25 protein-coding genes and 2 riboswitches are annotated in these 26,668 nt (G+C 37.1%); of the genes, 13 read left to right on the forward strand and 12 right to left on the reverse strand.

Going from position 1 to position 26,668, the window contains the following annotated elements; translation table 11 throughout:
• Positions 1–115: 115 nt before the first annotated feature.
• Positions 116–1,618: an acetyl/propionyl/methylcrotonyl-CoA carboxylase subunit alpha gene (locus JGH11_RS05700; RefSeq protein WP_201110609.1), complete on the reverse strand. Its 1,503-nt coding sequence runs from the start codon at positions 1,616–1,618 to the stop codon at positions 116–118.
• Positions 1,619–1,636: 18 nt separating this feature from the next.
• Complete coding sequence (locus JGH11_RS05705; RefSeq protein WP_201110610.1) at positions 1,637–3,178, reverse strand: acyl-CoA carboxylase subunit beta; 1,542 nt, start codon at positions 3,176–3,178, stop codon at positions 1,637–1,639.
• 179 nt (positions 3,179–3,357) lie between these two features.
• Positions 3,358–3,562: riboswitch (cobalamin riboswitch) on the reverse strand.
• Between the two features lie 475 nt (positions 3,563–4,037).
• On the opposite strand from JGH11_RS05705, the gene JGH11_RS05710 reads away from it, so the two are divergent.
• On the forward strand, positions 4,038–4,220 hold the full coding sequence (locus JGH11_RS05710; RefSeq protein ID WP_201110611.1) for a hypothetical protein: 183 nt from the start codon (positions 4,038–4,040) through the stop codon (positions 4,218–4,220).
• 176 nt (positions 4,221–4,396) lie between these two features.
• Positions 4,397–4,771 carry a GNAT family N-acetyltransferase gene (locus JGH11_RS05715; protein ID WP_370567568.1) on the forward strand — a complete coding sequence of 125 codons (375 nt, stop codon included), beginning with the start codon at positions 4,397–4,399 and terminating at the stop codon, positions 4,769–4,771.
• Positions 4,772–4,889: 118 nt separating this feature from the next.
• On the opposite strand, the gene JGH11_RS05720 is transcribed toward JGH11_RS05715, so the two are convergent.
• The 8 genes from JGH11_RS05720 to JGH11_RS05755 form a co-directional block, all read right to left on the reverse strand.
• Positions 4,890–5,162, reverse strand: coding sequence for a hypothetical protein (locus JGH11_RS05720; RefSeq protein WP_201110612.1), 273 nt, complete (start codon positions 5,160–5,162; stop codon positions 4,890–4,892).
• Between the two features lie 72 nt (positions 5,163–5,234).
• Positions 5,235–5,606 (reverse strand): VOC family protein, encoded by a 372-nt coding sequence (locus JGH11_RS05725; RefSeq protein ID WP_201110613.1) that lies wholly within the window; start codon positions 5,604–5,606, stop codon positions 5,235–5,237.
• Positions 5,607–5,883: 277 nt separating this feature from the next.
• Positions 5,884–7,602, reverse strand: coding sequence for a M48 family metallopeptidase (locus JGH11_RS05730; protein WP_201110614.1), 1,719 nt, complete (start codon positions 7,600–7,602; stop codon positions 5,884–5,886).
• A 317-nt stretch (positions 7,603–7,919) separates the two neighbouring features.
• Positions 7,920–8,270, reverse strand: coding sequence for a DUF2200 domain-containing protein (locus JGH11_RS05735; RefSeq protein WP_201110615.1), 351 nt, complete (start codon positions 8,268–8,270; stop codon positions 7,920–7,922).
• A 45-nt stretch (positions 8,271–8,315) separates the two neighbouring features.
• Positions 8,316–8,864: a DUF4256 domain-containing protein gene (locus tag JGH11_RS05740; RefSeq protein WP_370567567.1), complete on the reverse strand. Its 549-nt coding sequence runs from the start codon at positions 8,862–8,864 to the stop codon at positions 8,316–8,318.
• 77 nt (positions 8,865–8,941) lie between these two features.
• A complete protein-coding gene (locus JGH11_RS05745) occupies positions 8,942–9,373 on the reverse strand; it encodes a VOC family protein (protein WP_201110617.1) in 432 nt (143 codons plus the stop codon).
• A 39-nt stretch (positions 9,374–9,412) separates the two neighbouring features.
• Positions 9,413–9,910 (reverse strand): VOC family protein, encoded by a 498-nt coding sequence (locus JGH11_RS05750; RefSeq protein ID WP_201110618.1) that lies wholly within the window; start codon positions 9,908–9,910, stop codon positions 9,413–9,415.
• A 494-nt stretch (positions 9,911–10,404) separates the two neighbouring features.
• Positions 10,405–10,968: a hypothetical protein gene (locus tag JGH11_RS05755; RefSeq protein ID WP_201110619.1), complete on the reverse strand. Its 564-nt coding sequence runs from the start codon at positions 10,966–10,968 to the stop codon at positions 10,405–10,407.
• 138 nt (positions 10,969–11,106) lie between these two features.
• On the opposite strand from JGH11_RS05755, the gene JGH11_RS05760 reads away from it, so the two are divergent.
• The 7 genes from JGH11_RS05760 to JGH11_RS05790 all read left to right on the forward strand — a co-directional run bounded on the left by JGH11_RS05760 (position 11,107) and on the right by JGH11_RS05790 (position 17,707).
• Positions 11,107–11,655 (forward strand): hypothetical protein, encoded by a 549-nt coding sequence (locus JGH11_RS05760; protein ID WP_236263878.1) that lies wholly within the window; start codon positions 11,107–11,109, stop codon positions 11,653–11,655.
• Between the two features lie 337 nt (positions 11,656–11,992).
• Complete coding sequence (gene nrfH / locus JGH11_RS05765; protein ID WP_201110620.1) at positions 11,993–12,571, forward strand: cytochrome c nitrite reductase small subunit; 579 nt, start codon at positions 11,993–11,995, stop codon at positions 12,569–12,571.
• A gap of 18 nt (positions 12,572–12,589) precedes the next feature.
• Positions 12,590–14,089, forward strand: coding sequence for an ammonia-forming cytochrome c nitrite reductase (gene nrfA, locus JGH11_RS05770; protein ID WP_201110621.1), 1,500 nt, complete (start codon positions 12,590–12,592; stop codon positions 14,087–14,089).
• Positions 14,090–14,158: 69 nt separating this feature from the next.
• Complete coding sequence (locus JGH11_RS05775) at positions 14,159–15,427, forward strand: cytochrome c biogenesis protein ResB (protein WP_236263879.1); 1,269 nt, start codon at positions 14,159–14,161, stop codon at positions 15,425–15,427.
• The gene (ccsA, locus tag JGH11_RS05780; RefSeq protein ID WP_201110622.1) at positions 15,424–16,209 is read left to right on the forward strand and encodes a cytochrome c biogenesis protein CcsA; all 786 of its coding nucleotides are present in this window, start codon (positions 15,424–15,426) and stop codon (positions 16,207–16,209) included. Before JGH11_RS05775 ends, ccsA begins: the two co-directional genes overlap by 4 nt.
• Before the next feature lie 81 nt (positions 16,210–16,290).
• Positions 16,291–16,980 (forward strand): Crp/Fnr family transcriptional regulator, encoded by a 690-nt coding sequence (locus tag JGH11_RS05785; protein ID WP_201110623.1) that lies wholly within the window; start codon positions 16,291–16,293, stop codon positions 16,978–16,980.
• A gap of 55 nt (positions 16,981–17,035) precedes the next feature.
• Complete coding sequence (locus tag JGH11_RS05790) at positions 17,036–17,707, forward strand: Crp/Fnr family transcriptional regulator (protein ID WP_201110624.1); 672 nt, start codon at positions 17,036–17,038, stop codon at positions 17,705–17,707.
• A gap of 69 nt (positions 17,708–17,776) precedes the next feature.
• Here the strand turns inward: JGH11_RS05790 and hcp are convergent, their stop codons facing one another.
• Both hcp and JGH11_RS05800 read right to left on the reverse strand, forming a co-directional pair.
• Entirely contained in the window at positions 17,777–19,417 is a 1,641-nt protein-coding gene (gene hcp / locus JGH11_RS05795) for a hydroxylamine reductase (protein WP_201110625.1), read from the reverse strand.
• A 224-nt stretch (positions 19,418–19,641) separates the two neighbouring features.
• Positions 19,642–20,946: a cobyrinate a,c-diamide synthase gene (locus JGH11_RS05800; protein WP_201110626.1), complete on the reverse strand. Its 1,305-nt coding sequence runs from the start codon at positions 20,944–20,946 to the stop codon at positions 19,642–19,644.
• Between the two features lie 104 nt (positions 20,947–21,050).
• A riboswitch (cobalamin riboswitch) is annotated at positions 21,051–21,257 on the forward strand.
• A gap of 51 nt (positions 21,258–21,308) precedes the next feature.
• Between JGH11_RS05800 and JGH11_RS05805 the strand changes: the two genes are divergently transcribed.
• From JGH11_RS05805 to cobM, 4 genes are read left to right on the forward strand one after another with little or no spacing between them, the layout of a single operon-like run.
• A complete protein-coding gene (locus JGH11_RS05805; RefSeq protein WP_201110627.1) occupies positions 21,309–22,235 on the forward strand; it encodes a sirohydrochlorin cobaltochelatase in 927 nt (308 codons plus the stop codon).
• The gene (gene cobJ, locus JGH11_RS05810; protein WP_201110628.1) at positions 22,235–23,641 is read left to right on the forward strand and encodes a precorrin-3B C(17)-methyltransferase; all 1,407 of its coding nucleotides are present in this window, start codon (positions 22,235–22,237) and stop codon (positions 23,639–23,641) included. The genes JGH11_RS05805 and cobJ overlap by 1 nt, the downstream gene beginning before the upstream one ends.
• Positions 23,642–23,656: 15 nt before the next feature.
• The gene (cbiE, locus tag JGH11_RS05815; protein WP_201110629.1) at positions 23,657–24,850 is read left to right on the forward strand and encodes a precorrin-6y C5,15-methyltransferase (decarboxylating) subunit CbiE; all 1,194 of its coding nucleotides are present in this window, start codon (positions 23,657–23,659) and stop codon (positions 24,848–24,850) included.
• Positions 24,847–26,664, forward strand: a complete 1,818-nt coding sequence (gene cobM / locus JGH11_RS05820) for a precorrin-4 C(11)-methyltransferase (RefSeq protein ID WP_201110630.1) — start codon at positions 24,847–24,849, stop codon at positions 26,662–26,664. The genes cbiE and cobM overlap by 4 nt, the downstream gene beginning before the upstream one ends.
• Positions 26,665–26,668 lie beyond the last annotated feature (4 nt).

Raw genomic sequence — 26,668 nt, forward strand, 5'->3', positions numbered from 1 at the left:
TAGTTTCAATAGAGTCAGTTAGAGAGATATTGGCAGATGAGAAGCTAAACTCCTGATTTGATTCCCTGTTAAGTACAATTAATTCTTTATTTTGAGTATTCATGATTATTACAAATTACATATTAGAGATTGTATTTCTTAACTTCCATAAATCCTGACCCGATTTTACATCTTCTTGTGGAGTATTTTTATCTATGAAATCGTTTACAACAAATAAAGCAGCCAGGAACTCTTCTTCTTTTTCTCGATACACCATGGTATCCATATCTTTCTCGATAAAAGATGTATCAAAAGTTCCACTTTTAAATACTTTGTTTTGAAGAACTGCTTTATCAAAAGGAATAGTTGTTTTCACACCCTTTATATGAAAATTATTCAAAGCTTTCAGAGTTTTATCAATAGCTGCATTTCGGTCTTTAGCATGTACAATAAGTTTCGCAATCATGGAGTCGAAATAAGGTGTAATTTCTGAACCAACTACAATTCCTGTGTCTATTCTCACGCCATCATCCTGAGGTAATCTCAAAGCTTTTATAACACCAAGGCATGGTGAAAAATCAGATTGTGCATCTTCAGCATTAATACGACACTCGATAGCCCATCCATTTAGTTTAACTTTGTCTTGTGTAATCGGAAGCTTCTCACCATTGGCTACTCGAATTTGGAGTTCTATTAAATCCAAACCTGTTATTATTTCCGTTACAGGATGTTCTACCTGAACACGAGTATTCATTTCCATAAAAAAGAAATTCTTATTCTTATCTAATAGAAACTCTACAGTACCTAAACTTAGGTATCCGGCTTCTTTTGCTAGAGCTACGGCTGCTTCGCATATTTTTTTGCGAAGAGTTTCATCCAAAGCTGATGAAGGAGCTTCTTCTAATAACTTTTGATGTTTTCGTTGAATGGAGCATTCCCTTTCTCCTAAATGAATAACATTACCGTGGCTATCGGCTACGATTTGAACTTCTATATGTCGTGGATTTTCTAAATATTTTTCGATAAAAACAGCAGGGTTATTAAAAGCTGCGGATGCTTCTGATATTGCAGATAAGTACATTTGCTTCATTTCCGACTCCTTATACACGATACGCATACCTCGACCTCCACCTCCGGCACAAGCTTTTATGATAAGAGGAAAACCAATCAGCTTTGCAACCTCTTGAGCCTCATCGAAAGTTATAACACAGCCTTTACTTCCTCCTAACATTGGTACTTTCCCCTTAGCCGCAATTTCTTTTGCGATCACCTTATCTCCCATATTTTTTATAACACGGGGTGATGGGCCGATAAATATTATCCCCTCTTCAATACAACGCACTGCAAATTGTGAGTTTTCGGAGAGGTAACCATAACCGGGATGTATTGCATCTATCTTGTTTCTTTTTGCCAGTAAGACTAGACTTTCTATATCCAGAAATTCCGGAATATTACTCTGCTCTCTATCAGGGAAATCCAAGATCTTATCCATTTTTGTTAAGTAATATGCATCAGGTTCTTTCACTGTTCTGATACCAATTGTTTCTATACCCATTTTCTTCGATGTACGAGCTATTCTTACAGCTATTTCACCTCTGTTTGCAATTAGAATGGACTTAATTTTATCTTTTGTTTTCATTATAACTTTACTTTTAAATTAAAGAGGAAGATTCCCGTGTTTACGTTTAGGACGTAATTCTGTTTTACGTTCCAAAACTTTTAAGCAGTTGATTATTTTACTTCGGGTGAATGCGGGATCAATCACTTCATCAATATATCCTTTTTCATCTGCGATATAAGGGTTGGTTACTTCTTCCCGATATTTTAGAGTCAATTCTTTTTTCAAAGCAACAGGATCTTCCGATTCGGCTAATTCTTTTCTATATAAAATAGCAATAGCCCCATCTGGTCCCATTACGGCAATTTCAGCAGTAGGCCATGCAAAACTGAAATCGCCGCCAATACCTTTACTATTCATTACAATATATGCTCCTCCATATGCCTTGCGTAGAATAATAGTTATTTTAGGAACAGATGCAAAAGTATAGGCATATAGAAGTTTTGCTCCATGGCGAATAATCCCGTCATGTTCTTGATCAGTTCCGGGTAAGAATCCGGGAACATCTTCCAATGTTATAATCGGAATATTGAAAGCATCACAGATATTGATAAAACGAGCAGCTTTGACAGACGAATCGATGTCTAGTGTTCCCGCCATAACTTTAGGCTGATTACCGACTATTCCTACTACCTGCCCATCCATTCGGGCAAATGCAGTAAAAATATTCATGGCATGATTCTCGGCAACTTCCAAATAATCACCTTTATCAACTATTAGTTCTACAATATGCTTAACATCATAAGGCTTATCCGGATCTTCAGGAACAATATTTCTTAATCGTTCTTCGGTACGGTTAATTACATCTTTCGATTTTATAAAAGGTGCATCTTCTATATTATTGGAGGGTAAATACGACAATAGTTTCTTAACTCCTAAAATTGTATTTTCATCATCATTATAAACAAAATCTGCTACTCCTGATTTTGTTCCATGCACAGATGCTCCTCCTAAATCCTCGGTGGTAACTGTTTCATTCAAGACTTCTTTTACCACATTCGGACCTGTTACAAACATATAACTGGTGTCGGCTGTCATGAAAATGAAGTCAGTAAGTGCCGGGGAATAAACCGCACCTCCGGCAGCAGGCCCCATAATCACAGATATCTGAGGTATAACTCCGGATGATAATACATTCCGCTTAAAAATTGCAGCATAACCATTCAGGCTGCTGATGCCTTCTTGTATACGGGCTCCTCCCGAATCAATCAAGCCTATTATGGGTGACCCTGTTTTTAAAGCAAGATCCTGTATTTTTGCGATTTTAGAGGCATGCATAGAACCTAATGAACCTCCCAATACATTAAAATCCTGAGAGTAAGCACATACTAATCGTCCGTTTACCCTTCCGAATCCGGTAACGACACCATCACCTAAGGCTTTGACTGTTTTTCCAAACGAAGCATTTGCCGGAGGTGTATAAGCATCCGTTTCTTCAAATGTCCCTTTATCAAAAAGTAATATGATACGTTCTCGGGCAGTCAGCTTTCCTCGCTTATGCTGTTTCTCAGAATATGCTTCGTCGTATTGCTTTGCTAATAATGCCTGACGATGCAAAAATTGTCTGTACGATTTTTTCATTCTTTTATTATTGATTAAGTAATTCTAATACTAATCAGAATCAGACATAACAAAGCCTGATCTCAAATGATCGATCGCTTACAAAAAATAAATTATATGAAGATTTTAAATAGGCACACTCCTACTAATACAACAGAAAGCCTGCTATTCATGTTCTTCAGCTTTATTTCCCGAAAGCTTTAAAACTAATTAATCTTGGCAGGTCTTCTGACTTGCTCCATCTTTGAACGTCCTTCCCATTCTTTGCTCGAACAGTGGATTTGAGTATTGTTCAAAGATGTTGGTGGAGCTTACAGCAGCGGGTCTGTTCAGGATTTGCACCTGATTCCCTTTTCACCACATGCTACGATCGTAGTATGCGGCACCAAAATCTGGATGCTAAGATACCATTTTATTATAAAAAAAGAGATAATAAAACGAATAATGTAAAAGAGTATTATTGTGAAGGAGAGTTTCACGAGCTAAGAGATGAATTAATCCCATCTTTTCTAATCTTTGAATTTCAACTCCAATTTATTCTCTATCTGAAAGATGAGTAGTCTTTGTATAAAAAGTCTAGCTTTGTTGGTTTCCAGACCGCAAGTTTATATTCAACATTTGACTACATCATTTTTCATATTGTATACGAGCAAAATAAGAAGGATCGTCTTTCTTTATTCAGAGTAATATCATTATATCTAATTATATTTCTGATTATTATTAAAATCAGAATGTTATGAAAAGTACGTAAAGTATTCTCTATTTTATTAGAGCAACACTCTGGTAGCGTCAAAGGTTTTATTTTACTGTATTACAATGTTTTACATAGTGGCTCTAAGGGCTTGAAATTATAACTTTATAACCAAAAATTTTCAAGATTATGGGACAGAAAATGAGTAAAAAGAAAAACACGTTTTATTTATCGTGTTATCTGAAAAAATCGAATGCTTTAAAAACAGGAGAAGCCCCTATTTACCTTCGCATTACCGTAAATAAGAAAATAGCAGCAGTTAGCCTACAAATCAAATATAATATTAAAATTAATAGATTAAATATTGGATAATATTTACAGTATTTTCTATAAAATATTTCGTCTTTCTACTAAAGTCACGTATATTAGCATAAGTCATTGGTACAAAATAGAATGCATACAGAACTTGTTTTCGAATTTGTACCGTAGAAACAACTAAATAGCTGATTAAACATAGTTTATGCATTCTGTATCGAAAAGATTATAGTATCGAAGAAGTTGAAGATTGGGCTTCGTGTGGTAACGATCTTAAACATATAGCAGAATTGGTCAATAACTTGTATTTTATTGTTGCCGAGAACGAAAAATCACAAATTGTGGGATTTGCATCTATTCGCAAAGATGGATATTTGCATTCGATGTTTATTCATAAAGATCATCAAAAGCTAGGAATAGCTTCATTGCTCTATCAAGATATTGAAGATTTCGCTTACAGAAATAATATTCAATCAATAACTTCAGAAGTGAGTATAACAGCAAAAGGATTCTTTGAAAAACAAGGGTTTAAAGTGGATGAAGAGCAAATGAGAAAGACAAACGAACTATGTTTAAAAAATTACAAGATGAGCAAAAAGCTTAGTTAAAACTTATTATTTTTATTCTTATATTGAATTGATTAAAGCAGTAAACTGGATATAACAATCTGAAAAACCTCATTAAGCCCATAAAAGAGAACTACGTAGAATAGTATTCATTAAATTCCTAAATAGATATTTCATTTTGAACTAATCCATTCATGGGTTCAGATAATCCGTAATTCCAAGTAACAATTTTGTCTATAGTCTTTTCAACATTGTCAGTATAAGTTGGCTCATCCATAACAAATGGCTCCTCTTTTGAATAGAGATACTCGATTTGTTTTATATTCAAAAAAGGTAAAGAGGATTTTTCTTTCAGGAAAGATTCTAATTCATAGAAATCCGATTGTATACGTACATCTATGTGATTGTTCCATGCTGTTTTATTTATTTCCAAGAAATTTTCATGATATATTTTATTTTTTATAGAATATATGCGAAAGATACGCTCTCTTTATAAACATCAGATTCAATCCATATCCAAGCAAAATGGATGTCCTTCCGGATCAATCATTGTTCGTGAATTTTCGAAATATTGGGAATCGGCAAGCTTTGCACCACATTCTATAGCGTATTTAACCGCCGCCTCAAGGTCTTCAACATGAAAATCCAGATGTAACATTTGTCCTTGTTTTCCAACACTCCAAGGCCACACGGGAGGCTCATACCCTTCAACCTCCTGAAAAGCTATAATAGTGCCTGATGGTGAAGTAATAGCCGCCCAACCATTCGCATGCGGATGTGTCCATACCCATCCAAGTAGGTTGGTATAGAATGCCGCTAGCCTTCCGGCATTAGAGCAATCTATTACAACATTAAACTTTTCAATAGATAGTCTCATAGTTTACAGTCTTTAAATAATTTAAATAAAGGAAAATAGAATCTCCGAATATATATAAAAGTAGCTATCTTTCATAATCTGGAAACCATTTTTAGTACGAGACATCTCGTAATTTCCCAATCATAATTTACAGGATTTTATACTGTAAAATACGAAAATCGGCATATACATAACCATATTGAAGTAGATTTGCTAAAATCAATAGAATAACACGCATCAAAGAGCGGCTATTTAAAATGCCTATAGCGACTTTCGGGAAGAGGGCATCACCGAAACCTCAATGTATTATACTTGATGAGGATACAAGTGGTACATCGGCATATTGCCATGCTTTGTCAAAATCAGCCTTTACTAATTTAGCTTCAGAGTCCCTTTTCTGTGACACTAACGAATTATATAATCCGATCAATGCCCATCCATTCTTTTTCCATATTCGCAGATCCTCGCGAAATATATTTTCCGCCTCTTTCTCTTTTCCGGCTCCAAGGAACACAGCCCCTAAATGGTGTCTGACAGAGAAAAACCAATCGGGAGGTTCGTTATAATTCAGATTATCTTCTATTTGCACTGCTTCTTTGAGCAATGCAATAGCAGGATCGAATTGATTTTTTCTAGCAGCAATTTCTCCAGACAATACCTTCTCTGCAATTTGTACAAGATCTGCTGTAGTATTAATATCCCAAACCGTTATTTGCGCTAAAGAGGTGTCTTTTGCTAATATTTTCAGGGAGTTCAATTCTTTTTGAGCATTCGACAAATCATTTGCACCCAAATAGGCCATACCACGCGCATAATGCCATATAGCATGGGGATATAACAGACCTTTTTGTGGTTGAGGCAAGGAAAAAATAGTATCCCACATTGCAAATTTTACGGCAATATAGAAGGGAATGGCATAATAATGCTGCAATGTGCCCCATCCCGGCTGATCCATAATGTCGGTAGCCGTATGTTCTTGTAGCTTTTTCGCAGCCTTCCATGCAAGTTTTGAGTTCCCCTCAAGACCAGCGGTTGCCGCCAAAAAATGGTAATTATGCGGATAATAGGTGAGCGGATAAACGCCTTGAGCATGACAGGCAGTGGTGTATAGACTATCTACATCTATAGCCCGTAAATTGGAAAGTGTACCGAGATGATAGTCGCCGGTATTAATATAAATATGAGAAGGCATATGTACCAAGTGTCCTGCACCCGGAACCTGTGTTTCCAGTAGTTTTGCACTTGGTAGCGCTTTTTCCGGAGTGGAAGAAGATTCCAGTGCATGGATATAGAAGTGATGTGCACCCGGGTGTATCGGATGGATTTGTATCAGATGTTCTAATACGTCAATCAGTTCCGGTGTCCAGTCTTTGGGCTTTTTTGTTTTTTTCTCATATAAATCCCAAGGGTGTAAATCCATCAACGATTCAACATAAAGTGCTCCAATATCAGGATTAGTAGGATACTGTTCATAGACCTTTTTCATTGCTACAGCATATGCAATATCCAAATGAGATCTATCGTCAGGAGCTTTTGCCTCATATCGGCTTGCCAGAGCTTTAATAAGGGAGATCTCCATCGGCGTACAGTTCCTAGAGAAAGACAGGGCTTTAAGGGTAGCTTCGTATGCGGATTGATAATTTTCGTTTTTCATCGCAGCATTATAATTAGGACCCAAAACGTAAGCATAACCCCAATATGCCATGGCACAGGTTGAGTCTAACCGGCTCGCTTCGTAAAAGGATCTTGCCGCTTCGGCATGATTAAATCCGTAAGACAACATCATTCCTTGATTAAAATAAGCCTGAGCTTCTTCATTATTAGTCGATATTTTGAAGTCGATACCTTCTAATCCCTTGAACAGCGGCGCTTTTTTACCTGAGGTGTACCATTCGTTATCGGTTACTTGCGTGCTATGACAACCAGTCATCACAGAAGTTTTTTCTTTTATCTCTTTCTTGTTATTACACGAAAAGATAAGAAAAACCGAAAGCACGGAAAATATAAATCTGCTCATGTTAATTAGTTGAAAAATTAATATAAAAGGGGAAACAGCAATTATGGACACCAGATTGGTCTTAGCCTACAATCGGATAAAACACTATGATTATTAATCAATTAAACAACGATATATTACAGAATGTTTGCGAAAATAGCGGATTTATCTTCAAATGAGGAAGGCAGATACTGCCAGTTTCAGCCATAGTAATATCCACCTACTTTAGTGTAACTTAAAAATCCATCTTTTCGGTAGATAGCATGCCCTTTTAGCTTTGCCTATAAACAGTCTTTTTCTGAATAGGGTCTACTGACTTTATAGAACAACCCTTCGTCTTACTCCCTTAAAATCTTTTCCATCACTTTCCCTTTAGCTAATTCATCAATCAACTTGTCTAAGTAGCGGATCTTTTGCATCAGTTCATCTTCGATATTTTCTACGCGATAACCGCATATTACACCTGTGATTTTGGAAGCATTCGGGTTAATTTGCGGTGCCTCGGCGAAAAAAGTCTCCAAATCACTATTTTTGTCAATTTGCTGTTGTAAGGATTGTTTATCATAGCCTGTCAACCAGAAGATAACTGTATCCACCTCTTCTTTAGTACGTCCCTTTTTCTCTGCTTTAGCTATATATAAGGGATATACATCTGAAAAGAGTATTTTAAATACTTTTGCTTTATCCATAAAGTTGTCGCTTGTTTACTTCAACGATTCTTTTGCATACCATATTTACACCCTTAGCAAGCCACGGAATCCTCTGGCTGCATAATAAGATTCCGCGCCATTATGATACACAAACACCGTATCATAACGACGATCACAAAAGAGGGCTCCCCCAAGTTTTCTGATACTGGCAGGTGTTTGCACCCAGCTTGATGTTTTGGTGTCGAAATCACCAAGTTGTTGTAACTCCCTGTATTGTGCTTCCGTGAGAAGTTCTATGTCCATAAAATTAGCCATATCCACTGCGTTATTCTCCGGTTTATTTTCTTTTCTCGATTCCAGTGCTTCACGGTCATAACAAAGGCTTCTACGACCTTTGGGGCTTTCTGCCGAACAGTCGCAAAAAATGTATTCCCCTGTTTGGGAGTCACAGCTGATTAGGTCCGGCTCACCACCTGTTCGCTCCATCTCTCCAAGTGACCATAGTTTTCCGGCATCTGCTTCCAATCTGGCTTTTACATTCGCCCATTCAATGCCCGGATGGCGTTGTCTATTTTTCTCAAAACGGGTCTGTAATATCTCCAGTAATGTTTCGCGTTGTTCCGGCGATAGCACGTTTTTATTTACTTTCATAAGAATGAGTTTAACAGGAATACTTTATCTTTCAGTTGCGGATGATTTTGCCGACAGTATTATCTATTGTTGCTTGGAACCTGATAGTTTACCATCCAACAAATTCCAAACTTATCGGTCAGCATGCCATAAAGTTCCGCCCAAAAGGTTTTCTCCAGCGGCATTGTCATTTTGCCGCCTTCGGACAAGCGTCCAAACACTTGTCGTGCTTCATCCGCACTTTCGGTATTGAGTGTCAGCCAAACGTTGTCCCCACGGGTGTTTTTCATGCCCGAAGGACAATCCGCGCCCATCAGGGAAACCTCTTTGCTTATGGGAAGAATAACGTGTACAACACGTTCCCTGTCTGCTTCTGCAACTTCACCTGTGCCTGGAGGAAGGTCTTTATAGTGGGTAAGGAATGCAATCTTTGCAGCGAAAACGATTTCATAAAAGGTAAATGCTTCCGCACACTCACCATCGAAAATTAAATAAGGTTCTGCATTTTTCATAATCTTTTTTGTAAATGTTTATTTACTTATGTCATCTGTTTATTCTCCTTTATACGCTTTTTCTATGATAGCCATATCCAGTTTTTTCATTGGGAGGAACGCTTGTGTAACTCTTTTTACCTTTTCCATATCTGGGTCAGCCATCATCTCGTTCAGAACAGTCGGAGCAACCTGCCACGATACGCCGAATTTGTCTTTCAGCCAGCCGCACACACCTTCCTCGCCGCCATCGGCTGTAAGATGATCCCAATAATAATCTATTTCTGCCTGCGTATCGCAGTTGATGATAAAAGATACCGCTTCGTTGAATTTAAATACCGGACCACCGTTCAGAGCGAGGAACTCCTGACCGTCGAGTGTAAACTCAATAGTCATCACACTGCCAGGTGGCATCTGATGATCTCCTTGCCCTGCCTCAGTATAGCGAATGATCCTGCCGATTTTTGAGCTTTCAAATAGTGAAGTATAGAATTTTACCGCTTCTTCGGCCTGATGATCGAACCACAAGCATGGAATAATTTTTTGTATTGTTGCCATAATTTTTATTCTTTTACATCCATATTGTATTTAAACAAAGCGTACTCTCATAATGTTCTTTTTCACTAATTTATGTTTCTGAGCCAAGCGTGTACAAAACTATGGATGCTATCCTCTTCCTATTCTTCATAATCAACATTGACACCTCCTGCGGATAAACCTAACAGACTATTTTCTTTATTAATGGGCTATAGCGGATAAGAAATAAATAGACGATTTTTGTTTAAATTAAAAAAATAACCTATGATATGGCTTTACAATTGGGGATGTTAGCAGATCGCTATAAATATGAAAATGAGTATCTTGTAATAGTAGAGGAACTATCCAATGAGATTTTTTAACTTTTGATAAAACTGATTGGAAAGATTTATCTTATTGCATCTACGTAATAAGAAATAGTTTAAACTTATATTACAAAAAATAGTAAGAATATAAAGTCGATACAATAAATTCCTATGATAAACGGAGAAAGAGGATGCTCACTTAAAGTATTATTAGCTGCCCTTAATATTCAAAATTTCAGATGCTTTTTCATCCTTCGATACTATTTCCTTAACAGCCTCCACGTCTAATGTCCGAATAGGGCTATTTTTAAATTGATATAAAGTGATCAGATCTCTATTCAGTTCGGGATATAAAGCATAAAAGCTATAGTCACCGGCCGTATAAGTTTTAAATATCCAATACTCTCCATATTTCACACCTTTGATTATTCGTGATTTTCGTTTTACAAAAATCTCCTTCGTATTATCCGGTGTGTAAATCTTTTTACCAGACTCATAAGTCAGTTTTCGAATAGGTAATTGTATATTAACCTTTATTTTTTCTTTTGCTTCTATTGTATCATTATTAAGGTCAATAATAAAGAACTTATATTTTAAGTGAGTTCTTCTCTTAAAATTGAAAGGTTTCATTCCTTGTGTGCGAAATCTATCCATTGCCTCCCTTTGAGTTTGGGCCTGCCTCACCATTCGCGAATGCATATCTAGTTGCGAATAAACAAAAGAAGTAGAAAATAGAACTAATATATTAATAATAAAGAATCTTTTGTAAAGCATAATTTGTAGTTTTATAATAAAGATACTAATAATATTGACTTATATTACCTGTGTTTGTAAGATAAACAATTTTATAAATCCAAAGCTACCAAAATACTATTGAACAAATAATAGTATATTTGCATAAACATCATCAATATGGATAAGATTTCGGAAGATAGGCTATTTCTGAATAATACAAAAGAAGAAATACAGCGCTGGAGTAAGCATTTACAATATTTTCATTATATGCGAGCCAGAGGAGGACATAACTGCGAAGGTGATTCATTTTGTGTTTATTTTAAGTATACAGACTTTGAGGATCTAACCACCAAATTAAGTAAACTTAATATTACTCTAAACCAATTAACCGAGGATCAATTATCATTCGACCCCTTTGCGTCGTATTCTATCGAAGATTTAGATAAAATTAGAATCACTATACCTAATTTCAGTAGGTTTGAACAGCCCCAGTATGTGAAAATATGGGAATACAAAGCACATATATGGGTAATGCCTGATCGTTTCGAAATATCTATATCAGGAACGAAAGACAATAAAATGTATAAAGTATCGGAGCAAGATTTCGAAATATGCCTCCTTTTAGAAAAAGAATTTAGTAATCTAGGTTGGAAATCTATTTTAGACGAGGAAATAAAAGAACAAGCTCATTGCATATCGAAAGAAAAATATCCTGAATTATTCTAATTCAGATATAAACTAAATCTTTGATAGAATTGTTTATATAAAGACACTTAGATATGAGTGTATGTAATTTTACGGTAAAAATAGCAAAGGAAAAACACATTAAATCGCTATATCACAATAATAACCCATTAAGAAACCGATAGGAATATAAAGAATCTACCATAACAGACAACCAGACGATTGTCTGATACTTGTTACTTCTAAAGTCATAAAATACAAGCACTGTAATATTTATTACACCACGTTTGCTAAATATTTTTGAAATTTGTGTATTAACATCGAATAACACTTCAATACAGAGAATTCGATTAATCGTAAAAACGGCAACTAGAAAAACATGAAGAAGTTTCTAAGTCACATACCACAACAATTTGTACTTCCATTATTTATATTGGGAGGTGTTATTGTCGGACTTGGGGCCTACTCGGTATATATGTCGAGAGCATATTCATATTTGTCCGACGAACCTTCGGCATGTATCAATTGTCATATAATGACACCATACTATCAATCATGGAATCATAGTTCACATGCTCAATGGGCAACCTGCAACGATTGTCATGTACCTCACGACAATGTGATCAGCAAATACGCTTTTAAAGCAAAGGACGGCTTATATCATGCAGCCGTATTTACAATGAAAGCTGAACCTCAGGTTATCCGACCACGAGACGAAAGTTATGAAGTAATAATGAATAATTGTATTCGTTGCCATACACAGCTCAATACTGAATTTGTAAAAACGGGAATGATCGACTATTGTGAGGTTCAAGAGGGTAAAGGCAAAGCCTGCTGGGATTGCCATACAGAAATACCTCATACAAAAGTAAGCAATATATCAGCTTCGCCTAATGCTATAGTTCCCCTACCGGCATCTCCGGTTCCTGATTGGTTGAAAAATAAAATGAAAAAATAATATAAAAAATAAAGATCTATGCTTAAGAAATTGACAGAAGCGATAAAGAGGAAACCAATAATTGGATGGGGCATATTTGCCGCAGTCATGGTTGGAGTGTTTTTGTTAGGCCTGTTAGCAGCATCCATAACCGAACGCCGTGCGGAGATAGCTACTTTATACAATAATAAGAAAATAGAAATCTCCGGGATTAATGCACATAACGAGCAATGGGGTGAGAACTATCCTCGTGAGTATAATACTTGGAAAAAGACTCAGGAAATGGATTTCCGCAGTAAGCATCTTGGTAACGCACCGGAAGATATACTTGAACAACGCCCCGAAATGGTCGTTCTATGGGCAGGATATGCTTTTGCTATGGACTATTCTGCTCCTCGCGGACATATGCATGCCATCGAAGATGTTACCGGAACATTACGTACCGGATCTCCCGAAAATGGAGAAGGTGAAATACAACCGGGAACATGCTGGACATGTAAAAGCCCTGATGTACCTCGCATGATGCACGAAGTGGGTATCGCCGAATTCTACAAAGCTAAATGGAGTCAATGGGGAAGTGATATAGTGAATCCGATAGGATGTGCCGATTGCCACGATCCTAAAACGATGAATCTCACAATTACTCGTCCGGGACTGGTTGAAGCTTTCGAACGCCAAGGAAAAGATATCACCAAAGCCACACCTCAGGAAATGCGCTCGTTAGTATGTGCTCAATGCCATGTTGAATACTCATTCCAGGGAGAAGGTAAATACCTTACCCTACCATGGGACAAAGGCATGACAGTAGAAGCTATGGAGAATTTCTATGACAGCATACAGTTTACCGATTATACACATAAACTAAGTAAGGCTCCAATCCTAAAGGCACAACACCCTGACTATGAAATATTCATGATGGGACCTCATGCTCAACGAGGATTATCGTGCGCCGATTGCCACATGCCTTATATGGCCGAGGGTGGAATTAAGTATTCCAATCATCAAATAATGAGCCCTCTTAAAAATATATCAGGAACATGTCAGACTTGTCATCGTGATTCGGAAGAGAATCTTCGGAATTATGTCTATGAATATCAAGATAAAGCATTAGAGATTAGAGATCGCATCGAACAAGAGCTGTCTAAGGCTCACGTCATGGCTAAAACAGCTTGGGATAATGGAGCTACTGATCCCGAAATGAAAGAGTCTTTACAGTTAATACGCCAAGCTCAATGGCGTTGGGACTTTGCTGTAGCATCTCACGGTGCATCATTCCATGCTCCTGTAGAAACACAACGAATATTGGCTCATAGTCTCGACAGAACAATGCAGGCCCAGTTAGAACTTCAGAAAGTATTATTCAAGCATGGGATTGCAGATGTAAAAATGCCTGATATTTCAACTAAAGAAAAAGCTCAGGAATATATAGGTCTAGATATGAAAACGGTAAAAGAAAAGAAAGATAATTGGAAAAAAACAGTGCTTCCTAAATGGATCGAAAAAGCAAAGAAAGAGGGAAAACTAACAGCAAATATTTAAGATAACAATAACTAATTAAAAAGAAAGTGTCAGGACATAATCCGACACTTTCTTCTTTTAAGATATAAGATGAGCGAAGACAAAAGAAGAATGTGGCAATTCCCCTGGCAATATAAAGAGAGTATTGCCTTTGTAGGAGGTATAACTATTATAGGGATCATCTTACAATTAATAATCGGAAAGTTCGATTTCTATCTGCTTTCAGCGCCGGTCAATATAATTATCGGAACAGGAATTATTTTACTACTCCTTCTATTATCCCTTAAACGGAAAAGTGTATTCTACCAATGGCTATCAGGTATTCCTTTCTCAGTAACACTTATTGTAGCGTTGCTTATTATGAGTATGATTATGGGATTGATTCCACAGGTTGTCCGTCTCGATCCTCACGATAATAGTTTTTCTTCCATATTCGGGATAAAACAAATCACGACCTTTTGGCCATTTATATTAGTTTACATTGCAACCCTTCTCTCGCTCGGAGCTTTAATCATCCGTAGACTAATTGCATTCAAAAAACAGGATTATGCGTTTTATCTTAATCATATAGGGTTATGGATTTTATTATTTGCAGCAGGATTAGGTTCTGCCGATATAAAACGATTTGTAATGCATGTGAATGAAGGTGAGGTGGAATGGCGTGTATATAGTGATAGTCAGGATATCATAGATTTACCTATTGCCATCCAATTGAATGATTTCTATATGGAAGAATATTCGCCTAAGCTCACTATCATAGACCGTAATACAGGAGAATCTCAACCGACTAAAAAAGCAGAATACTTTTCTATAGACAATAAACGACCTAAGGGGCAAATTGCAGACTGGGATATAACCCTAAAAGAATATATACATGAGGCTATACGTAATAGCGACAGTACATATCATGAAGTACATATGCCAGGTTCATCTCCTGCTGCATTGGTTACAGCCGTAAATAAGAATACAGGAGTAGAGTGTAAGGGATGGGTATGCGGAGGTAATGTAGCCCAGTTATATATGACTCTCAATCTAGATTCTACGTATTGTATTGTAATGACCCAGCCCGAGCCAAAACGGTTTGTATCTTATATCGATGTATTTACAGAAGATGGAGCCGAGTATAGAGATGTCGAATTAGAAGTAAATAAACCTCTAAAAGTAGGCAACTGGATGATTTACCAATACGGATATGATAACATGGCAGGAAAAATGTCTACCTACAGCAGTATGGAATTAGTATACGATCCTTGGATATATCCTGCTTATCTGGGGATAACATTATTGGCTTTAGGCTCCATATGCCTTTTATGGAGAGGAAACAAGAAAAAAGAATCTACAAATAGTAATATAGCATGACTTGGAGCGAATTTCTTTACTTTGCAATACCCTCTATTATTTGTTGGTTAGGGGCTGCAACACTAATATATAAAAATAGAGCAAGACGGATATCAGAAACACTAATGATTCTCGGTATTCTTATTTTCGCAGCTTTCATCGTAGGTCTATGGATTGGGCAAGCACGTCCGCCTTTACGTACTATTGGTGAAACTCGTTTATGGTATTCATTCTTCTTAGCTCTTATTGGATATCTTACATTCCGTCATTGGAAATACAAGTGGCTATTATCATTTAGCGCGGTTGTAGCCTGCGTTTTTGTTTGTATAAACATTTTTAAGCCGGAAATTCATTCAACAAATCTTATGCCTGCTTTGCAGAGCTACTGGTTTGTACCACACGTTACTGTATATATTTTATCTTACTCTATGTTAGGTGCTGCAACTATTGCCGCCTGCATACAGTTAAACAAGATGAATAAGACCGGGGCTGATGACCGATTGTATCAGTTCATGGATAATATTGTATATGTAGGTTTCGGATTTCTTATGCTGGGGTTACTTATGGGTGCAGTGTGGGCCAAAGAAGCATGGGGACATTATTGGTCTTGGGATCCGAAAGAAACATGGGCTTTTGTTACATGTGCCGCTTATCTTGTTTATATCCATATGCGTATGCAAAGGATAGCTCCACGTTTTACTGTCTGGGTCTTACCTATTGCATTCATCCTGCTTATGATAACATGGATCGGAGTAAATTATCTTCCGGCTGCTCAAAATAGTATTCACACTTATTCGAACTGAGACATTGAGTTAATATAGGCTCTATCCTTTTTTTTAATCAGTGTAAATTATATCTTTGAAGTACTTTAATCAAAGTATTCAATGGCAGAACAACTAGAACTTACGGAACGGCAAATCAATCTCATCCATAAGATCCCATTATTTAGAGGGCTAACGGATGATATGAAGGCAAAGCTATTGGATAAACTTGATTATTCTGTTTCACGCATTCTTAAAGGTGAAGTCATAATCAAGCAAGATACAATATGCTCTCACATGCTTATTCTACTGGAAGGTAAACTTGAGGTCAATATTATCGATATTACCGGAAATTATATAAAAGTAGAGAATATCGTAGCACCAAGGGCTTTTGCCACCCCTCACTTGTTTAACGACAACAATATATTTCCTGCAACATTCTCCGTTGTTGAAGATGGAATACTGTTAAAAGCGACCAAAGAATCTGTATTTAAACTGATCAGCTCAGTACCCGATTTACTAAAGAACTTTCTTAAAGTAACCGGAAATTGCAATGCCTGTACAGTATCACGCTTAAGAATTCTTTCATACAAGAGCATACGCAGCCGTTTTGTTTATTATCTGTTTGAACACAAGATAGAAGATAGCGTTTCCGAAATGAATCACAATCAAACTCAATTAGCTGTATACATTGGTGTATCGAGACCTGCACTGGCTAATGAAATAGCTAAAATGGAAAAGGAAGGATTAATAACAGTCGATGGGGCAATTGTAAAACTACTTTCTTTAACCAAACTATCTCAATACATCTAATAGTTGATCCGATTTATTTTCTAACTTAGCTGCTAATATCTATTACAATACATCCATGAACATAGATAACATAGCTAAATGTAACATCTTTACCGGCTTACAACCTGAAACGATTAAAGACATCTTAGTCTCGGTACAAACAGAGGAACCTTTTTTCAAAAAGGGAGACCTATTAGCCCTACAGGGAGAGCCATGCAACAGGCTTATTATTATAACCAAAGGAAGCGTCAAAGCCGAAATGATCGACCCTTCGGGAAAGGTTGTAAAAGTAGAAGATATATCTGCACCTCAGGCTTTAGCCATACTCTTTTTGTTTGGTAAGAAGAATAAATTCCCGGTACAAGTAACTGCTTGTGAAGATGTCGAAACGCTGATCATTCATAAACAGTCTGTATTGAAGATGCTCACTCAGAATGAACAGCTACTGAAAAACTATCTTGATGTTTCTGCTAATTATGCCTCTGTACTGACAGAGAAACTGAATATAATGTCGTTCCGTACTATTCGACAGAAACTATCCATGTATATCTTAAACTTATCGGAAGGAGAGAACAACCTAAAATTAGACAGAAGCCAGAACGCATTGGCTGAGTACTTTGGTGTTTCCAGACCTTCCTTAGCGCGAGAGTTGCGTAACATGCAAGATGATGGACTTATAAGTGTAGATAACAAGAATATACTAATTGTTGACAGAAATAAACTTATCCATCTAATCAAGTTCTTATAAGAGCATGAGAGGAATCATCAGACATACCTAATAATCCCTCTCCTATAATTTTTCTATATTCTTATATGGTTAACTTGCCAGAAACATCTCTATATCTTTCTCAACTGTAGATATTCCACCAATACCAAAGTTTTCAACAAGTACTTTCGCTACATTCGGAGAAAGGAATCCGGGTAGCGTCGGCCCAAGATGTATATTCTTTACACCCAAATGAAGCAGTGCTAATAATACTATTACAGCCTTTTGTTCGTACCATGCAATATTGAACGCAATCGGTAAATCATTTATGTCTTCCAGTCCGAATACCTCTTTCAATTTAAGAGCAATAACAGCTAATGAATAGCTATCGTTACATTGTCCTGCATCCAACACGCGAGGAATACCACCTATATCACCTAATGGCAATTTATTGTATCTGTATTTAGCACAACCGGCTGTGAGTATAACTGTATCGTTAGGCAAAGCCTCTGCAAAATCAGTATAATAACTCCTACTCTTCATACGACCATCACAACCAGCCATCACAAAGAATTTGCGTATAGCTCCCGATTTTACAGCATCGACAACTTTATCTACTAGGGCCATAACCTGAGCATGAGCGAAACCTCCCACTATTGTACCTTCTTCTATCTGGCGTGGAACTTGTGACTGCTTAGCCATCTCTATAATCTCAGAAAAGTCTTTTTGTGTTCCTTCTTTACGTTCCGCAATATGTTTTGCTCCATCAAGGCCAGCCGATCCTGTTGTAAATATCTTGTGCTTGTATGTTGCATTTGCAGCAGGCGGTACAATACAGTTGGTAGTAAATAAGATAGGGCCATTGAATGCCTCAAAATCCTCTTTTTGCTGCCACCAAGCTCCACCATAGTTCCCTACCAGGTGCTTATACTTTTTCAATTCGGGATAATAGTGAGCAGGAAGCATTTCGCTATGCGTATATACATCTATACCTGTTCCTTCTGTTTGTTGAAGCAATTCCTCAATATCTCTCAGGTCGTGTCCGCTTATCAATATCCCTGGATTCTTACCGACTCCAATATTTACTTCCGATATCTCCGGATTACCAAAACGCCCTGTATTGGCAGAATCGAGTAAGGCCATGGCTTGCACACCAACTTTCCCTGTTTCGAGAGTCAATGCGATTAACTCATCCGCACCTATGTCCTCTCTTGTAATCTGAGCCAAAGCATATTGCATAAATTTGAATAATTCATCATCTGTACTATTCAGATTATAGGCATGCTCTACATAGGCTGCCATCCCTTTTATACCATAATGAATCAATTCTTTCAGAGAACGAATATCCTCATCTTTTGTTGATAAGACTCCTACTTCTTTAGCCTTTGTCATATATTCCGATTCTGCACCGTTCCATGTACAAGCATCAGGCAGATTAGCAGATGAAACGTTTAGCTGTCCGGCTAATTCACTTTTCAAAGCCAAGCCTTGGGTAACTTTCTTCTTAATGGCTTCAAAATCGAAATTGGCATTTGTGATACTAGTAAATAAGGCATCTGTGATAAAAATATCAGCCTCTTTAGAAGCCTTATTTTCTTTTCTCAACAAGTCATTATATACAGCTATTCCCTTTGTAACGAAAAGCAGTAAATCCTGAATATCAGAAACCTCCGGTGTTTTCCCGCAAACTCCTTTAATTGTACATCCTGTTCCTTTAGATGTTTCCTGGCATTGATAGCAAAACATATTCATATCTTTGTCTTTTTAGATTTGAAGCAAAGCTACGAAACATAGTATACCCGAATTTGTATCAAATGTTACAATCAGAGATAAAGTTTTTCAACAAGACGGAAAATATCTCACGGGGGATAAATAAGAATTTTAACTAAAAAGTGACAAACTTGTACTGATTTTACCTCTATTACAGTATAGTAATTCTTACCTAATCGTTGAGTATTATATATAGATAAATTAATTTAATCTGCAAACATATCTAGAATGCAACCATTCTCGGCCCAATAAAGATGAGTATATCCGGCTATCGCATTTTTATATCTCATCAATTTTGCATCTACAGCAGCACCTTTAGCGTTATATTGCTGTACAATGCTGAATGCATCTTTATTCTCTACAGATGAATAATGGAATTCATGTCCTTTCACCGGTATCCCTTTGTACTCAAACTGTCGATATCCCAATTTGAGTTTCATGTTTTCCATACTCGCATTTTGCTTAAATATATCTACCATAGGATATTGTGTCCCATCTTTATCGGCAATGGTAGTTGACAGATACATCATACCACCACATTCGGCGAATAGCTTCCCCCCTGACTCAACATACCTATTGATACTCTGCCGCATCGCTTCGTTAGCAGACAAGTCATTAAGAAACAGTTCCGGATAACCTCCGGGCAAATACACCAGATCGGCATCGGGCAATTCCGTATCTTTTAATGGGCTGAAAAAGGTAACGATTCCTATTTGCTTCAAGTACTCTATATTTTCATGGTATACAAAGTTAAAGGCCTCATCAGAAGCAACAGTAATTCTCATATTTTGAAAAACCTGATCTTTCACCTCTGGAATATCAAATACTACATCACGCCTTGTTATTGAAAGTAGTCTATCAATATTAATATATTTTTCTACTAAAGAGGCAGTATTATCTGCAAATTCGTCGAAACGGTATTCTTTATCAAGGCTTAACCCTAGATGCCTTGAAGGAACTTCTATTGCCGTATTCTTTGGCAGGTATCCCAGTGCTTCTATTCCGACTTCCTGACAAGCCTCTTTCAGAAAATTGTAATGACTCTCGGATGCTACAAAGTTGAAGATAGCGCCAACTATATTTATGTTCTTATAAAAGTTCTTAAAACCATAAAGCATAGCTGCCGCCGAATATGCCATAGACTTAGCATTGATTACCAGAACGACCGGAATATTCAATAATTCGGCAATACGGGCACTACTACCTTCCATTTTATCATAACCATCAAATAACCCCATCACCCCTTCAGTTATATTAACTTCTGATGTTGAAGTATATTTTGTATATATAGACCTTACGTGACACTCTGATGATAAGAATAGATCCAGATTAATCGAATTACGTCCTGAAGCCTGATCATGATATTTTGTATCGATATAATCCGGCCCGCATTTAAACGGTTGAGTTCGAAGACCTCTATTCCTTATAGCTCTCAACAATCCGAGAGTTACAGTAGTTTTGCCGGAGCCGGAAGAAGTCGCTGAAATAAGAAAATGAGAAGAATTTATCATATAACGATAAGTTTTATTTACAAAAGTATAAAAAGCCACGAACCAATTCCAGATTCATTTATTAAATAATTTGTAGAAATTCTTTCTCCTACTATTAAAAAAATTACCTTTGTAACTGTTTAGGTGATGTAAACAGACATCCGTCTTTTACATGAAAAGGGAATCCGGTTAAAATCCGGAACAGTGCCCGCTACTGTGGACTCCTTTAATATATTCTGAACAATTACTTTAGCCACTATTCTTTTTGAGAGAATGGGAAGGCGTTCGGAATGGAGCAAGTCAGGAAACCTGCCAAACTCACAAGTAAATATATATTCTCGGGGTCAGGAATATAATTAACTAACATTATTCTTACATATTTAATGAAAAAGGTGTTTTTTCCTTTATTGCTATCTATAATAGCAGTAACAACTTTTGCTCATGGTGGTAAAAACTTTGAGCCATCTGATATTTTCGCAACGATGCAACCCGGTGATAAACTAGCCATACTCATGGTACACTTTGGCACAACGCATGACGATACACGAAAGCTAACCATAGATATTATTAATGAAAAAGTAAAGAAAGAATTCCCCAACATTGAATTAAGAGAGGCATATACCTCCCGAATAATAATTAAACGGCTAAATGACAGAGGTGTATTAAAAAAGAATCCGCTAGATGCCTTGAAACAATTACACAACGATGGATATACACATATCTTGGTACAAGCCACTACAATTATAAATGGGGTGGAAATGGAATCATTGAATAAAGACGTGGAAGAAGTCAATTCCTTATTTAAGGATATACGCATAGGAGACCCTTTATTGTATTCCCCTCTCGACTATAAGAACGTAATAGACATCCTTACCGAAAATAATGATAAGAAAATAGCTTATGTATGGGTAGGACACGGAACGTATGACGCAACTACAGCGCAATATGCGATGCTCGATTATATGTTAAAATCTGAAGGACATTCAAACTTCTTTGTAGGGACAATAGAAGGTTACCCCGAATTCGACGATACACTGAAACAACTTAAAACATCGGGATTAAAAAAAGTAAAGCTCATCCCCTTCATGTTTGTAGCAGGAGAACATGCTAAAAATGATATTGCAGAAGATTGGAAGAACGATCTCGAAAAAGAAGGGTTCGAGGTAAAAATATCTCTGGAAGGACTAGGGGAAAACATACAGATACAAAACTTATACATTTCTCACCTTAGGTTTATAACAACACATCGTAAACTGGGTATTATGGAAAAGAAGGCTATGTATCAAATAACCGGCGAAAAAATAAAATAATGGAAAAAGGGAAAATAATAGTTGCTGGCATCGGTCCAGGATCACAAGATGATATTACTCCGGCAGTAATCAACGCCATGAAAATATCGGACGTTATAGTAGGTTACAAATACTATTTCCGATTCGTACAAGATATAATCAACCCTGATACACTTTGTATAGATTCAGGAATGAAAAAAGAACGTGAGCGGGCTGAAGAAGCTTTTCGCTACGCTGAAGGTGGCAAAACGGTCTGCGTCATTAGCTCGGGCGATTCAGGCATATATGGCATGGCTCCACTCATTTACGAAATGAGGGAGGAGACCCAGAGTACAATAGATGTCGAAGTCCTACCCGGTATAAGTGCCTTTCAAAAAGCAGCTGCATTGATGGGTGCACCTATCGGTCACGACTTCTGTATTATTTCACTTTCCGACCTTATGACGCCATGGGATAAAATAGAGAAACGAATTATAGCTGCTGCCTCTGCCGATTTTGTAACCGCTGTATATAACCCTAAGAGTAAAGGACGTTACTGGCAATTATACCGCTTAATAGAACTTTTTCAGAAAGACCGTTCTCCAGAAACACCACTCGGTTATGTACGTCAAGCCGGAAGAGAAGAACAAGAAATAAAGATGACTACTCTTGCTGCATTCGATCCACAAGAAATAGATATGTTCACGATTATTATTATCGGCAATTCACAGTCTTATATAGCGAATAATAATATTATCACACCACGTGGCTATTATAGAGAATCGATGAGTGAGGATATAGGTATCGGACAAGATATTATGATCCGTAGCTTCCAGACAATAGAAAGTGAGCTCAAGAATAAGGATATCCCATTAGGCAGGAAATGGGCTTTACTTCATGCCATACATACTACAGCCGATTTTGAAATGGAGAATATTCTCCATACAGACGAGGATGCTGTAGAAACACTTCATAAGCTATTCACTAAGGGGAAAGCACGAACCATAGTAACTGATGTTACTATGGTCGCATCGGGTATCCGCAAAGGAGCTTTAGAGCGACTGGGCGTTGACGTAAAGTGTTATTTACATGACGAACGTGTTGCCTCGTTAGCTAAGAACAAAGGCATTACCCGAACGCAAGCCGGTATCCGTCTAGCTGTGGAGGAACATCCCGAAGCGTTATATGTTTTCGGAAATGCACCTACAGCACTTATCGAATTATGCGAATTGATAAGGAAGGACAAAGCTCATCCGACAGGGATTATTGCAGCTCCGGTAGGTTTTGTTAATGTAAGAGAATCGAAACATATGACCAAGCCTTTTAAAGATATACCGAAGTTGATCATTGAAGGACGGAAAGGAGGAAGTAATCTGGCTGCAACACTTGTAAATTCGATTCTTACATTCGATGATGCAGAACAGTTGAAACCCGGTAGAGATGTATAATATAGAAGACTGGACATGAAATTTTATATCATTGGAATAGACGACAATCGGGAACAATATTTTAGTCCTGAGGTTCTAAATATAATAAATACTCATACAATATTTTCAGGGGGCACACGCCATTATGAAATAATTAAATCTTTTTTGCCTATACCCTATAAATGGATAAATATTACTATTCCTTTAAAAGATGTGTTTCAACAATATGAAGAGTATCGAGAAATAGTCATTTTTGCATCAGGAGATCCCCTTTTCTTTGGTTTTGCCAATACTATACAGCATAAGAAGCCGGATGCAGAAATTATATTGTATCCATATTTCAATTCATTACAATTACTTGCTCATCGAATACTCATGCCATACCAGGATATGCATATTGTTTCACTCACCGGGCGTCCATGGAATAAGTTTGATGAAGCCTTGATTATGGGCTACGATAAGATAGGTGTCTTGACAGATAAAAAAGAGCACACGCCATCGGCTATAGCTTCGAGAATGCTCTATTATGGTTATGACAATTATATAATGTCTATAGGTGAACTCCTTGGAAATAAGGAGATAGAAAACTATTCAACTTATAGTTTGCAAAGCGTAGTCGATAAAGAATTCGCATTTCCGAACAACCTCATACTACAGAAAACGAATCCTCGGGAGCGGCAGTTAGGTATACCTGATAATGAATTTCATCTATTGAACGGTCGGGCCAGAATGATAACAAAGATGCCTATTCGGCTATTATCATTGAGCTTACTCGATCTTCGAAATAAATCCGTATTCTGGGATATTGGTTTTTGCACAGGATCAGTTTCTATAGAAGCTAAGCTCCAATTCCCTCACCTCCAAATATTTGCTTTCGAACAACGTAATGAAGGCGAGGAACTGATAGAATTAAATACCAGAAGATTTGGCACACCTGGTATAAATGCCGTTATAGGTGATTTTACAGAAATTGATATTTCTACTTTGCCAAACCCCGACGCTGTATTCATCGGTGGTCATGGAGGTAAAATGAATGAAATTATAAATATAATTGCGAATATTTTGAATGATGATGGCACAATTGTCTTTAATTCTGTTTCGGATGAGAGCTATACTCTTTTTATAGAGGCATTGACAATTAACAACCTTACTCTATCAGACTCTATAGAAATTAGAATAGACGATTTCAATACAATTAAAGTAATGAAGACCATAAAAAATAAACAATGAGAAAGAATGCGATAATACTCACATCGGAGAGCAGCCTCCCATTAGCTCAGACTATAAAAAGAGAGTTAATAGATACTGATATATATACAAAGGAAAAATTGAACGAAACAATACAAATATCTTCTATCAGAAACTGTATTGCACAAATTTTCAACGAAACCGATGCGATCATATTTATAGGTGCTATGGGGATTTGCATCCGTAGCATCGCACCGTATATAAGGGATAAACATACAGATCCGGCTATTATTAATATTGATAGTACGGGACGGTTTGTTATCTCCGTATTATCAGGGCATGTTGGTGGCGCAAATGATCTGACCAAAGAGATAGCCCGTATTATTGGAGGGGAAGCGATCATAACAACTCAAAGTGATAATACGAACTTATGGTCATTGGACACTATCGGTGAAAAATATGGATGGAAAACAAAATCGAATACGGAGAACTTCAATCATCCGTTAACCACTTTTGTCAACCGAAAACCCACTGCTCTATTACTTGACATTAGAGATGATGGAACTATATATCTCGAAAGGAGTAAGCCCGAACATGTCGATATTTATTATAAATATAGTGACATAAATATGTCACTATATGAATTATTTATCGCAGTTACTCCATACTCTTATCCTCCAGGTATACAAACTATTTATTACCACCCAAAGGTTCTACATTTAGGAATGGGATGTCGTAAAGATTGTAATCCCGATGGAATTGCTCAATACATTGAGAATGAAATTAAATTAAAGAATATTGCAATAGAATCGATAAAAGATATATCTACTATCGATATCAAGAAAGATGAAGCGTTATTAAAAAATCTACAATTCTATTTCGGACAATTGCCTGTACATATATATACAGCTAACGAACTTACAGATATTGATGTACCTAATCCGTCTGAGAAAGTGAAAGAAGTCACATCTGTGAATGGAGTTTCGGAATCAACGGCTATCAGAAGTTCGGATTACGGAATCTTGATATTAGAGAAACAAAAGGGAGTTTTAAGTCAGGGCAATGATTTTACATTCGCCATTGCAATAGACAGGACCGCTATCAGGCAAGGGCATATAGAGATAGTAGGTGCAGGACCCGGCGATCCCGATCTGATATCAGTACGAGGACGCCAGTTTTTAGAAGCTGCCGATCTCATTTTATATGCAGGGAGTCTGGTTCCTAAAGAACTTACCTATTGTGCCAAAGGAGGAGCTATTGTTCGCAGTTCGGCATCAATGGACTTGGAGGAACAGTTTGCTATCATGAAAGAATTCTATGATAAAGGTAATCTGGTTGCGCGTCTTCACACCGGCGACCCGTGCATTTATGGTGCCATACAAGAACAAATGGCATATTTCGACGAACACAATATGGTTTATCACATCACGCCGGGAATATCATCTTTTCAAGCTGCAGCCGCAGCCTTAAAATCCCAATTTACAATACCTGAGAAAGTTCAGACTATTATACTTACTCGAGGTGAAGGGCGAACTCCAATGCCTGATAAAGAAAAGCTTAGTCTATTGGCTCGTTCTCAAAGCACTATGTGTATTTTCCTTAGTGCGACGGTAGTAGACGATGTGCAAAAAGATTTGTTAGAACACTATCCGCCTACTACTCCGGTTGCAGCTTGTTATAAACTAACATGGAAAGATGAACGGATATACAGGGGGCAATTAAAAGATCTGGCTAAAATAGTTAGGGAAAACAACCTTACTCTGACTACAATGATTGTTGTCGGGGACTCAATCGATAACAGAAGAGGTTTGTCTAAACTCTATTCTCATCAATTTAAACATCTATTCAGGAGATAGAAGA

It is taken from the genome of Dysgonomonas sp. Marseille-P4677 (genome assembly GCF_016652235.1).
Classification (GTDB): Bacteria; Bacteroidota; Bacteroidia; order Bacteroidales; family Dysgonomonadaceae; genus Dysgonomonas.

Bases quoted from the DNA above. Each gene is read 5' to 3' on its own strand.
- nrfA (WP_201110621.1), top strand. From the start codon at position 12,590: ATGCTTAAGAAATTGACAGAAGCGATAAAGAGGAAACCAATAATTGGA.
- JGH11_RS05775 (WP_236263879.1), top strand. From the start codon at position 14,159: ATGAGCGAAGACAAAAGAAGAATGTGGCAATTCCCCTGGCAATATAAA.
- cbiE (WP_201110629.1), top strand. From the start codon at position 23,657: ATGAAATTTTATATCATTGGAATAGACGACAATCGGGAACAATATTTT.
- JGH11_RS05785 (WP_201110623.1), top strand. From the start codon at position 16,291: ATGGCAGAACAACTAGAACTTACGGAACGGCAAATCAATCTCATCCAT.
- cobJ (WP_201110628.1), top strand. From the start codon at position 22,235: ATGGAAAAAGGGAAAATAATAGTTGCTGGCATCGGTCCAGGATCACAA.
- JGH11_RS05800 (WP_201110626.1), bottom strand. From the start codon at position 20,946: ATGATAAATTCTTCTCATTTTCTTATTTCAGCGACTTCTTCCGGCTCC.
- JGH11_RS05705 (WP_201110610.1), bottom strand. From the start codon at position 3,178: ATGAAAAAATCGTACAGACAATTTTTGCATCGTCAGGCATTATTAGCA.
- JGH11_RS05760 (WP_236263878.1), top strand. From the start codon at position 11,107: ATGGATAAGATTTCGGAAGATAGGCTATTTCTGAATAATACAAAAGAA.
- JGH11_RS05730 (WP_201110614.1), bottom strand. From the start codon at position 7,602: ATGAGCAGATTTATATTTTCCGTGCTTTCGGTTTTTCTTATCTTTTCG.
- JGH11_RS05755 (WP_201110619.1), bottom strand. From the start codon at position 10,968: ATGCTTTACAAAAGATTCTTTATTATTAATATATTAGTTCTATTTTCT.
- JGH11_RS05710 (WP_201110611.1), top strand. From the start codon at position 4,038: ATGGGACAGAAAATGAGTAAAAAGAAAAACACGTTTTATTTATCGTGT.
- JGH11_RS05745 (WP_201110617.1), bottom strand. From the start codon at position 9,373: ATGAAAAATGCAGAACCTTATTTAATTTTCGATGGTGAGTGTGCGGAA.
- ccsA (WP_201110622.1), top strand. From the start codon at position 15,424: ATGACTTGGAGCGAATTTCTTTACTTTGCAATACCCTCTATTATTTGT.
- cobM (WP_201110630.1), top strand. From the start codon at position 24,847: ATGAGAAAGAATGCGATAATACTCACATCGGAGAGCAGCCTCCCATTA.
- JGH11_RS05725 (WP_201110613.1), bottom strand. From the start codon at position 5,606: ATGAGACTATCTATTGAAAAGTTTAATGTTGTAATAGATTGCTCTAAT.
- JGH11_RS05805 (WP_201110627.1), top strand. From the start codon at position 21,309: ATGAAAAAGGTGTTTTTTCCTTTATTGCTATCTATAATAGCAGTAACA.
- JGH11_RS05700 (WP_201110609.1), bottom strand. From the start codon at position 1,618: ATGAAAACAAAAGATAAAATTAAGTCCATTCTAATTGCAAACAGAGGT.
- nrfH (WP_201110620.1), top strand. From the start codon at position 11,993: ATGAAGAAGTTTCTAAGTCACATACCACAACAATTTGTACTTCCATTA.
- JGH11_RS05790 (WP_201110624.1), top strand. From the start codon at position 17,036: ATGAACATAGATAACATAGCTAAATGTAACATCTTTACCGGCTTACAA.
- hcp (WP_201110625.1), bottom strand. From the start codon at position 19,417: ATGAATATGTTTTGCTATCAATGCCAGGAAACATCTAAAGGAACAGGA.
- JGH11_RS05735 (WP_201110615.1), bottom strand. From the start codon at position 8,270: ATGGATAAAGCAAAAGTATTTAAAATACTCTTTTCAGATGTATATCCC.
- JGH11_RS05750 (WP_201110618.1), bottom strand. From the start codon at position 9,910: ATGGCAACAATACAAAAAATTATTCCATGCTTGTGGTTCGATCATCAG.